Source organism: Microlunatus sagamiharensis (genome assembly GCF_900105785.1).
In the GTDB taxonomy this organism is placed as follows: Bacteria; Actinomycetota; Actinomycetes; order Propionibacteriales; family Propionibacteriaceae; genus Microlunatus; species Microlunatus sagamiharensis.
In genome coordinates, this window is record NZ_LT629799.1 from 203683 (window position 1) to 214860 (window position 11178).

8 protein-coding genes are annotated in these 11178 nt (G+C 73.7%); 7 read left to right on the top strand and 1 reads right to left on the bottom strand.

Translation table 11 applies throughout. From position 1 onward, the window contains the following. Positions 1-71: 71 nt before the first annotated feature. The 4 genes from BLU42_RS00930 to guaA all read left to right on the top strand — a co-directional run bounded on the left by BLU42_RS00930 (position 72) and on the right by guaA (position 6669). On the top strand, positions 72-3071 hold the full coding sequence (locus BLU42_RS00930) for a S8 family serine peptidase (RefSeq protein ID WP_197680564.1): 3000 nt from the start codon (positions 72-74) through the stop codon (positions 3069-3071). Between the two features lie 94 nt (positions 3072-3165). Beyond that, on the top strand, positions 3166-3468 hold the full coding sequence (locus BLU42_RS00935) for a chorismate mutase (protein WP_197680565.1): 303 nt from the start codon (positions 3166-3168) through the stop codon (positions 3466-3468). Next, a complete protein-coding gene (locus BLU42_RS00940) occupies positions 3465-4988 on the top strand; it encodes an ArnT family glycosyltransferase (RefSeq protein WP_091072431.1) in 1524 nt (507 codons plus the stop codon). The genes BLU42_RS00935 and BLU42_RS00940 overlap by 4 nt, the downstream gene beginning before the upstream one ends. Before the next feature lie 55 nt (positions 4989-5043). Next, entirely contained in the window at positions 5044-6669 is a 1626-nt protein-coding gene (gene guaA / locus BLU42_RS00945) for a glutamine-hydrolyzing GMP synthase (protein ID WP_091072433.1), read from the top strand. Between the two features lie 25 nt (positions 6670-6694). On the opposite strand, the gene BLU42_RS00950 is transcribed toward guaA, so the two are convergent. After that, entirely contained in the window at positions 6695-7405 is a 711-nt protein-coding gene (locus BLU42_RS00950; RefSeq protein ID WP_091072437.1) for a YoaK family protein, read from the bottom strand. A 133-nt stretch (positions 7406-7538) separates the two neighbouring features. On the opposite strand from BLU42_RS00950, the gene BLU42_RS00955 reads away from it, so the two are divergent. From BLU42_RS00955 to BLU42_RS00965, 3 genes are read left to right on the top strand one after another with little or no spacing between them, the layout of a single operon-like run. Continuing rightward, positions 7539-9287, top strand: coding sequence for an ABC transporter substrate-binding protein (locus tag BLU42_RS00955; protein WP_197680566.1), 1749 nt, complete (start codon positions 7539-7541; stop codon positions 9285-9287). 10 nt (positions 9288-9297) lie between these two features. Continuing rightward, positions 9298-10251, top strand: a complete 954-nt coding sequence (locus BLU42_RS00960; RefSeq protein ID WP_091072440.1) for an ABC transporter permease — start codon at positions 9298-9300, stop codon at positions 10249-10251. Further along, on the top strand, positions 10251-11165 hold the full coding sequence (locus BLU42_RS00965; RefSeq protein ID WP_231918383.1) for an ABC transporter permease: 915 nt from the start codon (positions 10251-10253) through the stop codon (positions 11163-11165). The genes BLU42_RS00960 and BLU42_RS00965 overlap by 1 nt, the downstream gene beginning before the upstream one ends. Positions 11166-11178: the final 13 nt, after the last annotated feature.

The following is an 11178-nucleotide window of genomic DNA, read 5'->3' on the forward strand; positions in this document are numbered from 1 at the left end:
TCGTGCAGACTCCGCACCACCCCCGAGCCCCGCCGAATCTACGCGGTGCTCCGTCCCCCACGGAGTCCTTCTTGCCTCGTTCCCCCCTGTCCCGGCTCGCCGCCGGGGCGCTCGCCCTCACCACGTGCGCGGCGCTGTCGCTCACCGCCCTCCCGGCGCTCGCCGCGCCGGGCGGGCCCGGTACGCCCGCCCTGCCCACGCCCGCCGCCACCGGCCGCTACGTCGTCACGCTCAGCGACAAGCCGCTGGCGTCCTACCGCGGCGGCGTCGCCGGGTTCGCCGCGACCAGGCCGACGGCCGGCCGCAAGGTCGACGTCGGCAGCCGGGCGGCCGCGCGCTACGGCGACTACCTGCGCCGCTCGCAGGAGCGCGTCGCCGACGCCGTCGGCGCCTCGGTCGACCGCAGCTACTCCGTCGCCCTCAACGGCTTCGTCGCCGACCTGAACCCCTCCCAGGTCGCCCGCCTGCAGCGCACCCGCGGCGTGCTGGGCGTCAGCAAGGACACCCTGCGCAAGGCGCTCGACGACACCGACAACGTCGACTTCCTCGACCTGTCGGGGAGCAAGGGCGTGTGGAAGAAGCTCGGCGGCACGTCCAAGGCCGGCCGCGGCGTCGTCGTCGGCGTGGTCGACACCGGCGTCTGGCCGGAGTCGGCGTCCTTCGCCGGCGACGCGCTGGGCACCGCGGGCCCGCCGAGCAAGGACCCGTACCGCCCCTACCGGGCGGGCAACCAGGTGCGGATGGTGAAGTCCGACGGCAGCGTCTTCGTCGGGGCCTGCCAGACGGGCGAGAAGTTCACCGCGGACGCCTGCAACACCAAGCTGGTCAGCGCCCGCTACTTCGGCGACGCCTGGCTGGCCAGCAACACCCCCGGTACCGACGAGTACGTGTCGCCGCGCGACGGCGACGAGCACGGCACCCACACCGCCTCCACGGCCGCCGGCAACACCGGCGTCGAGGCCAGGATCGGCTCGCGCTCGTACGGCAAGATCTCCGGCGTCGCCCCCGCGGCCAAGGTCGCGGTCTACAAGGCGCTGTGGACCGCCGAGAAGGAGGAGGACGACGGCGGCTTCACCAGCGACCTCGTCGCCGCCATCGACCAGGCCGTCGAGGACGGCGTCGACGTCATCAACTACTCCGTGGGCTCGAGCAGCGAGAGCGAGCTCGTGGACCCGGTCCAGATCGCCTTCCTGCAGGCGGCCTCGGCCGGCATCTTCGTGGCCGCCTCGGCCGGCAACTCCGGGCCCGGCGCCTCGACCCTGGACAACACGTCCCCGTGGGTGACCACCGTCGCCGCGAGCTCGATCAAGCCCCGGTACGGGACCGTCGCCCTCGGCGCGGGCGGCAAGAGCCAGCGCTACCCGGGCGTGACCAACACGGTCGACGCCGCGGTCGGTCGGGCGCCGTTCGTCACCGCGGTCGCCGTCAAGGCGGCCGCCGCCACCGACGCCGACGCCACGCTGTGCCAGGCGGGATCGCTCGACCCCGCGAAGGTGGCGGGCAAGGTCGTCGCCTGCGACCGCGGGGGCAACGCCCGTGTCGACAAGTCGGCGGAGGTCAAGCGGGCCGGTGGCGTGGGGGTCGTGCTGCTCAACCTGACGCCCAACTCGCTCGACGGGGACCTGCACACGCTACCGACCGTCATCGTGAACCCGCCGTACTCGACCGCGATCAAGACCTACGCGGCGACCGCGGGGGCGACCGTCACGCTCACCAAGGGCAACTCCTCGACGAGGACGATCGACTACCCGCAGGTCGCGGGCTTCTCCTCCCGCGGCCCGTCCCTGGTCAACGGCGGCGACCTGCTCAAGCCGGACGTCGCGGCCCCCGGCGTCGACATCCTCGCCGCCTCGGCCCCGAACACGGCCAACCACCAGGTGCCCTTCAACTTCCTCTCCGGCACGTCGATGGCCGCCCCGCAGGTGGCCGGGCTGGCGGCGCTCTACCTCGGCCGTGAGCCGCGCTGGAGCCCGATGGCGGTCAAGTCCGCGCTGATGACCACCGCGGCCGCGACCCTCGACGAGGACGGCGACAAGAGCGACGACGCGTTCGCGCAGGGCGCGGGCAACGTCGTGCCGTCGAAGATGCTCTCGCCGGGCGTCGTCATCGACTCCTCCGACGAGGACTGGCTCGCCTACCTCGAGGGCCAGGGCATCGACACCGGGAGCGGGGTCCGCGAGATCGACCCGAGCGACTTCAACACCCCGTCGGTGGCCGTCGGGCAGCTCGTGGGCACCCAGACGGTGACCCGCGAGGTGACCGCGGTGAGGTCGGGCAGCTACAAGGTGTCGGCCAAGGTCGGCGGCTTCAGCGCCAAGGCCAGCCCCTCGACCCTGAAGTTCTCGAAGGCCGGCCAGACCAGGACGGTCGCCCTGACCTTCCGCCGCACCTCGGCCGCCCTCGGGAAGTATGCCTTCGGCGCCGTCACCATCAAGAGCTCGAAGGCCTCGGCCCGGCTGCCGGTCGCCCTCCAGCCGGCCCTCGTCGGCGCGCCCGACGAGGTCAGCGGCACCGGCACGTCGGGGTCGGCCACGATCCGCCTGACCGCCGGGGAGTCGGGGTCCTTCGCGACGACCACCGCCGGTCTGGTCCCCGCGACCACCCAGCGCGACGAGGTGGCGAAGGGCGGCCAGCCCGACCAGTTCGGCGTGACCGTCGCCGAGGGCACGACGCTCGCCCGGTTCGCCGTCGACGCCGACTCCGCGGAGTCCGACATCGACCTGTACGTGTTCCGGGTCGAGGACGGCGCAGCCACGTTGGTCGGTCAGTCGGCGACGGGCAGCGGGGACGAGGAGGTCACCCTCGTCGGGCCCGAGGCGGGCTCGTACGTCGTGCAGGTCCTGCCGTACGCCGACCCGGCGGGTGCGTCCAGCAGCCCGTACACCTTCAGCCGCTGGCTCGTGGCGGGCGCCGTCGGCAACCTCACGGTGGACCCGGCGAGCACCACGGTCACCGCGGCGGAGCCCTTCACGCTCACCGCGTCGTGGAAGGACCTGGCGGCGGACCAGCGCTTTCTCGGCTGGGTCGGCTACCCGGACGGTTCCGTCACGGTCGTCTCCGTGGACGCCTGAGCGCTGGACCGCCCTCGGGCGGTCCGCCCTGCGCCCCGTGGCGCCCGGTGATCGTGCCGGGTGCCACGGGGGCCGGGACCCGTACGATGCTGCCGTGGAACCGGACGTGGCGGCCCAGCTGGCGCGGTTGCGGCACAGCATCGACAACATGGACGCGGCGCTGGTGCACCTGCTCGCGGAGCGCTTCGCGATCACCCAGCAGGTCGGGGTCCTGAAGGCCGAGCACGGCCTCCCGCCCGCCGACCCGGACCGCGAGGCGCAGCAGATCGCCCGCCTCCGGGCCCTGGCCGTGGACGCCCGGCTCGACCCGGAGTTCGCGGAGAAGGTGCTCGGCTTCATCGTCGCCGAGGTGGTGCGGCACCACGAGGCGGTGCTGCGCGGCTCGACCCGACCGTGACGACGACCGCGGTCGCCCCGGCGCCGGCCGCGGCACCCCTGCCGGTGCCCGGCCGCCGCGCCTTCGCGCTCGTCCTCGTCGCGGTCGCGGCGGCGGCGTTCGCCTCGCGCCTGGTGCCCGTCCTGCACGGCGGCGGCCTCTTCGGGCTCATCGGCTACGACGGCGGCGTCTACTACGCCGCCGGCGCCGGCCTCGCGCACGGGCTGTGGCCCTACCTCGACTTCCTGCTGCTGCACCCGCCGGGCATCGTGCTCGCGCTGGCCCCCTTCGGCCTGCTCGGCCGCGTCGTCGGCCACCCGGAGGCGATGGCCGCGGCCCGGCTCGCCTGGATGCTGCTGGGCACCCTCAGCGCGCTGCTCGTCGCCGCGACCCTGCGCCGGCTGGGGCTGGTCGCCGCCCTGGTCGGCGGCCTCGTGTACGCGGTGTGGGTGCCGGCGATCTTCGTCGAGCGGACCACGACGCTCGAGGCGGTGACGGGCGTGCTCACGCTCGGCGCCGTGTGGCTCGTCTCCCGCGCCGCGCGCGGCGACCTCACGACCCGGGCGGCGGTGCTCGCCGGGCTGCTGCTGGGGGCGTCCTGCGCGACCAAGATCTGGGGCGTCGCGCCGCTGCTGGCCGTCGTGGCGTGGTGCGCCCTCGAGCACGGGCGTCGCCGGGCGGTCGCGCTCGCCCTCGGCGGGGCGGCGGCGACCGTCGCGATCTGCCTGCCGTTCTTCCTCCGCGCACCGCGCCTGATGTGGGACATGGTCGTCGGCGCGCAGCTGGGCCGCCCCCAGGTCGACGTCAGCTGGTACACCCGCGCGGTCGACACCGCCGGGCTCAGCCAGGTGGCCGGAGGGGTCACGCCGCTGCTCGTCCTCGTCACCGCCCTGGTCCTCGTCTCGGTCGTGGTCGCGCTCCGCAGCGCGGCCGGCCGGCTGGCGGTCGCCCTGCTGGTCGTCGGGCTGGTGCTGCTCGCGGTCAGCCCCGCCTGGACGGTCGACTACGCGAGCCTGGTCGCGGCCCCCGTGGCCCTGCTCGGCGGCCGTGCGGCCGGGGCCGTGAGCCGGGCCGTGTCGCAGCTCGCCCCGCTGCGTGTCGTCGTGGTCCTGGCCGTGGTGGGCGCGCTCGCCGCGTACACCGCGCTCTCCGCGCCCCGCACCGTCTTCGGCACGCCCTTCGCCGGACGGACCATGGCCCGCCTCGTCGCCGGGACCCCGGGGTGCGTGACCTCCGACGAGCCCACCGTGCTCGTCGAGTCGGGCGCCCTCACGCGCAACCTGGAGCGCGGCTGCCCGCTGGTGGTCGACCTGGGTGGCTACTCCTACTACCTCCGCCCGGGCGCCGACCTGCAGGTGGGCCGCGCCCGCAACGAGCAGTGGCAGGCCTTCGCGCTGGACTACCTGGCCAGCGGCGGCGCGGCCGTGGTCGTGCGGTTCGACACCCTCACCGGGCTCAGCCCGTCGACGAGGGCGACGATCGAGCGCTGGCCGGCGCTCGGGGACGCCGGGCGCTACGTCGTCCGCCGCCCCTCGCGCTGACCGGCCCGCCCGCCCGCCACTCCTAGACTGCCTCTCGCCCGAGGGAAGGACCCCCATGACGAGCACCGAGACGGCCGAGACGGCCGAGCCGACGCCGCTGCGCCCGGCCGCCGACCACGACCTGGTCGTGGTCATCGACTTCGGCGCGCAGTACGCGCAGCTGATCGCCCGCCGCGTCCGCGAGGCGCGCGTCTTCTCCGAGATCATGCCGCACACCGCGACGGTGGAGCAGGTCATGGCGAAGCGGCCGAAGGCGATCATCCTGTCCGGCGGCCCGCAGTCGGTGTACGCGCCCGGGGCCCCGCAGGTCGACGCCGGGCTGTTCGAGGCCGGGGTCCCCGCCTTCGGCATCTGCTACGGCTTCCAGGCGATGGCCTCCGCCCTCGGCGGCGACGTCGCGCGGACGGGGCTCAGCGAGTTCGGCCGGACCAAGGCGCGCGTCGAGGTCCCCGGGACCCTGCTGCAGGGCCTGCCCGACGAGCTCGCGGTGTGGATGAGCCACGGTGACTCCGTCGAGGCGGCACCGCCCGGGTTCGCCGCGCTGGCCGGCACCGCGGGGGCCCCCATCGCCGCGTTCGAGGACACCGACCGGGGCCTCGCCGGCGTGCAGTGGCACCCCGAGGTGCTGCACAGCCAGGCGGGCCAGAAGGTCCTCGAGCACTTCCTCTTCGACCTCGCGGGCTGCCGGCCCGACTGGACGCCGGCGAGCATCGTCGACGACTCCGTGGCGGCCATCCGCGCCCAGGTCGGCGACAAGCAGGTCGTCTGCGGGCTCTCCGGCGGCGTCGACTCCGCCGTCGCCGCCGCGCTCGTCCAGCGGGCCGTCGGCGACCAGCTCACCTGCGTCTTCGTCGACCACGGCCTGCTGCGGGCCGGCGAGGCCGAGCAGGTGGAGCGCGACTACGTCGAGGCGACCGGCGTCGACCTGGTGGTCGTCGACGTGGCCGACCAGTTCCTCGACGCGCTCGCCGGCGTGACCGACCCCGAGACCAAGCGCAAGATCATCGGGCGGGAGTTCATCCGGACGTTCGAGTCCGCGGCGCGCGGCATCGTCGAGCGGGCCGCGGCGCAGGGCGGCGACTCCGGCGAGGTCGAGTTCCTCGTGCAGGGCACGCTCTACCCCGACGTCGTGGAGTCCGGCGGCGGCGAGGGCGCGGCCAACATCAAGAGCCACCACAACGTCGGCGGCCTGCCCGACGACCTGCAGTTCGCGCTGGTCGAGCCGCTGCGGACGCTGTTCAAGGACGAGGTCCGCGCGGTCGGGCTCGAGCTTGGTCTGCCGCCGGAGATCGTCTGGCGCCAGCCCTTCCCCGGCCCGGGCCTGGGCATCCGGATCATCGGCGAGGTGACGCGCGACCGGCTGGAGATCCTGCGGGCCGCCGACGCCGTCGCGCGCGTCGAGCTCACCGCCGCCGGCCTCGACCGCGACGTCTGGCAGTTCCCGGTGGTGCTGCTCGCCGACGTCCGCTCGGTCGGCGTCCAGGGCGACGGCCGCACGTACGGCCACCCCGTCGTGCTGCGCCCGGTCAGCAGCGAGGACGCGATGACCGCGGACTGGAGCCGGTTGCCGTACGAGGTCCTCGAGACCATCAGCACCCGCATCACCAACGAGGTCCGCGAGGTCAACCGCGTCGTCCTCGACATCACGAGCAAGCCGCCGGGCACCATCGAGTGGGAGTAGCCGGCGACGCTCGGCGAGCATCGCGTCAGGCGGCGCCCGCGTAGCGGGCGTCGGAGCGGCGGGCGCGGAGCAGCAGGAGCGTGCCGACGGCCATCAGGAGGCCGGCGAGCAGCAGGGCGTAGGCGCCGCCGAGGTGGCGGATGACCAGCGCCGCGGCGAGCGCACCGAGACCCATCGTCACGATGGCGCCCACGCGACGGAACCACGCCGCGCCCGCGCCGCCGGCCAGCCGGCTGTCGGCGGCGAGGTTGACCATCGTCATCGTGACGACGACGGTCGAGAGGTCGCGGATCTGGGTGTGGCGCACCCCGGCGGCCTGGGCGCCGAGCAGCAGCGCGAGCACCCCGGTGATCACCACCATCTCGGTGGTGCCGAGCCGGCCCAGCCCGAGCCAGACGCCGGCCAGCGCGAACGTCCCGAGCACGACCACGAGCTGCACGACCATGGACGAGCGGGGCAGCCTCACCGGCCCGCCGGCCCCGCGGCGGGTCAGGCGCGAGCCGAGTGCCGCCCCCAGCACGAAGGTCAGCAGGGCGACGAGGTTGTTGAGCACCGGGATGTCGTCGACGCCCGCGAGGCCGAAGCCGACGAAGAGCACGTTGCCGGTCATGTTGCCGGTGAAGACCCGGTCGAGGGCCAGGTAGCTGACCCCGTCCACGGCTCCCGTCGCCGCGGTCAGCACGAGCAGGGCGAGGCCGTACTCACGCTCCGCCCAGGTCTGCGTGCTCGCTGCCATCGTCGTGCCTCCGAGGGTCGGGATGCCTACGGCGGCGGACGTTACCGGGCTCGCCGAGGCCTGCTCGGCGGGCGCAGGACGACGGACATTGCCCAAGGAAAGCGTGAGAACTCTTCCCACCGACGGGTAGGACGTGGTTGGTTTCGTTGAACGATCCGCCGAACGCCCCGCAGCACGTCGCACGAGGACGACCCGTCCGCACGCCACCCGAGGAGCCGTCCTGCCGAACCGTCGAGGCCCCGCCACCGCCACCCGCTCGCGCCGCGTCCGCGGCCCGCTGCTCGCGCTCGCCGCGGCCGTCCTGCTCCTGCCCGGCTGCTACGCCGTGCAGGTCCCCGGGCCCGCGCCCGAGCGACCCGACCAGCCCTCCGACGCGCTGGGGGACCGGGCGGTGCGCGAGGGCGGCGAGCTGGTGATGGGCCTGTCGGCGGAGCCGGACAAGCTCGACCCTACGACGTCGTCGTCGCTCTACACGCGCTACGTGATGAACACGATCTGCGAGAAGCTCTACGACATCGACGCCTCGGGCGAGGTCGTGCCGCAGCTCGCGAGCGCGCTGCCCACGATCTCCGACGGCGGGCGGACGGTGACCATCCCGGTGCGCGACGGCATCCGCTTCGCCGACGGCACCGACCTCGACGCCCAGGCCGTGCGGACGACCTTCGAGCGCAACCTGACTCTCAAGACCTCGGCGCGGCGCAGCGAGCTGGGCCCCATCAGCTCGGTCGAGGCGAAGGACGCCCGGACCGTGGTCGTGCGCTACGAGACCCCGTTCGCCCCGCTCACCGCGGCCCTGGCCGACCGCGCCGGCATGATCATGTCGCCGAAGGCCCTGGACGAGCTCGGCGACTCCTTCGCCACCCGGCCGACCTGCGTGGGGCCGTTCAGCTTCGTCTCCCGCGTCCCGCAGACCTCCATCACGGTCAAGCGCGACCCGCTCTACTACGCCGCCGACCAGGTGCACCTCGACTCGATCACCTACCGGATCATGGCCGACGCCAACATCCGCGCGGCCAACCTGCGCTCCGGCGACATCCAGGTCGCCGACACGATCTCGACCCAGGACGTCGACGCGCTGGCGAAGGAGCGCGACCTCGGCGTCCTGCAGACCAGCTCGCTCGGCTACCAGGCGATGACGATCAACCTCGGCAACGTGGACGGGGCGGGGGAGCCGCCCAAGCAGATCGACACCCCGCTGGCGAAGGACCCCCGCGTGCGCCTTGCCCTCGCGTACGCGGTCGACCGCGACGCGCTGGTCAACTCGGTCTTCAACAACTGGTACCAACCGGCCTGCTCGCCGATCCCGCCGACGTCGCCGTACGCGAGCCCGGCCGGCGAGGCGTGCGTGCCGCACGACCCGGCCAAGGCGCGCGAGCTGCTGCAGCAGGCGGGGGTCGAGATCCCCTTCCCGATCACGGTGAAGACCTCGAACACCGCGGAGTCGCTGCGCTTCGCCCAGGCCCTGCAGGCGTCGCTCGAGCCCGGCGGCTTCGCGCTGCAGATCGAGCCGGTGGAGTACTCGACGCTGCTCGACCAGCAGACGGCCGGGGACTTCGACGCCATCCTGCTGGGCTGGTCGGGTCGCATCGACCCGCACGGCAACATGAACGCCTTCCTCACCACCGGCGGCGGCAACAACTACGCCGGCTACAGCAACGAGGTCGTCGACGACGGGATGGCCGAGGCCGCCCGCTCGACCGACACCGCGGAGCGGGCCGAGATCTACGGCAAGGTGATGACGCAGGTGCGCGAGGACAACCCGATCATCTACCTCTACCGCGTGCGCAACATCGCCGCGTACACCCGTGACGTGGGCGGCGTCGAGATCTTCCCCGACGCCGTCGTCCGGCTCGGCCGGGCCGCGTTCCTGCAGGAGGGGTGAGGAGCCGCTGATGACCCGGTACCTGCTCAACAAGCTCTGGCAGGCGGCGATCACGCTGCTGCTCTCCGCGCTGGTCGTCTTCGTCGGCGTCCGGCTGCTGCCCGGCGACCCGGCGCTCGCGCTGGCCGGGGAGGAGGCCGACCCGGCGACGCTCGCCCAGGTGCGCAGCGACCTCGGCCTCGACCAGCCCGTGATCGTGCAGTTCTGGCGCTTCCTCACCAACCTGGCGCAGGGCGACCTCGGCACCTCCATCCGCACCGGCACGCCGGTCACCGACCTGATCGCGGCGACGCTGCCGGTCACGCTCTGGCTCGCCCTGTACGCGACCGTGCTCGCGGTGGTCATCGGCGTGGCCGGGGGCGCGCTCGCCGCCGTCTACCGCGGCCGGTGGCCCGAGTGGGTGGCCAACGGCTTCTCCCTCGCCGGGCTGAGCGTCCCGCACTTCTGGCTCGGGCTGCTCGCGATCCTCTACCTCTCGGTCTCGCTCGGGCTGTTCCCGGCGTCGGGCTACGTGCCCGTGACCGAGGACCCGCTCCGCGCGCTGTACTACCTGACGCTGCCCGCGATCATCCTCGGCACCGCCCTGGCCGCGGTGGTCATGCGTCAGACGCGCTCGTCGATGCTGGAGACGCTGTCCACCGACTACGTCCGCACGGCGCGGGCCAAGGGCCTGCCGCGCGCCAAGGTGCTGCGCGACTACGCGCTGCGCAACTCCTTGATCGTCGTGGTGACGATCATCGGCCTGCAGCTCGGCGGGCTGATCTCGGGCGCGGTCGTCACGGAGCGCATCTTCGGCTTGCCGGGTTTCGGCAAGCTGACGCTCGACTCGGTCTTCACCCGCGACTACCCGGTGATCCAGGCCGTCGTCATCGTGGTGACCGCGGCGTACATCGTGATCAACCTCGCGGTGGACGTCCTCTACTCGGTGATCAACCCACGCATCCGCGTGGGAGGGGAGGCGTAGTGGCGATCCAGGTGGTGCCGGCCGAGAGCATGGCGGCGTCGAGCACGCCCGGGGACGCGGGCGACGGTCTCGGCAGCGGGCGGGGCCGGGCGCTGCGCAGCCTGCTGCGCAACCCCCTCGGTCTCGTCGGCGCGGGCCTGCTGCTGCTCGTCGCGCTCGTGGCCGTGCTCGCGCCGGTCATCGCGCCCTACCCGCCGACGCAGGTGCACTTCGAGACCCCCTTCCAGCGCGTCGGGACGGAGGGCTTCTGGCTCGGCACCGACGACCTGGGCCGCGACATCATGTCGCGCGTCTTCTACGGCACCCGTGCCTCGCTCGAGGTCGGGATCCTCTCGGTCGCGCTGGCCGTCGTGATCGGGGTGCCGCTCGGGCTGGTCTCGGGCTGGTGGCGCCTGCTCGACGCGTTCGTGTCCCGGCTCACCGACCTGCTGCTGGCCTTCCCGTTCCTCATCCTGGCCGTCGGCCTGGCGGCGGTGCGCGGCCCGAGCCTGACCAACGCGGCCCTGGCCCTCGGCATCGCCCAGGTGCCGACCATGATCAGGGTCGTCCGCGCGGAGACGCTGCGCTGGCGTGGCGCAGACTTCGTCACGTCGGCGCGGGCGATGGACGCGGGCAGCGGCTGGATCCTCGGGCGCCACGTCCTGCCCAACGCGGCCTCGGCGGTCATCGTGCAGGCGACGGTGATCATGCCCGTGGCGATCATCGGCGAGGCGACGCTGTCGTTCCTGGGGCTCGGCATCCGCCCGCCCGCGCCCAGCCTGGGGATCATGCTCTCCGACGCGCAGCAGTACATCTTCCGTGCGCCCGCCGCCGCGGTCATCCCCGGCGTGACGATCGCGGTCATCTGCCTGGGCTTCAACTTCTTCGGCGACGCCCTGCGCGACGCCCTGGACCCGACGACCTCGAGCCGCTGAGGCCCGGGGACCC

Bases quoted from the DNA above. Each gene is read 5' to 3' on its own strand.
- BLU42_RS00960 (WP_091072440.1), top strand. From the start codon at position 9,298: ATGACCCGGTACCTGCTCAACAAGCTCTGGCAGGCGGCGATCACGCTG.
- BLU42_RS00950 (WP_091072437.1), bottom strand. From the start codon at position 7,405: ATGGCAGCGAGCACGCAGACCTGGGCGGAGCGTGAGTACGGCCTCGCC.
- guaA (WP_091072433.1), top strand. From the start codon at position 5,044: ATGACGAGCACCGAGACGGCCGAGACGGCCGAGCCGACGCCGCTGCGC.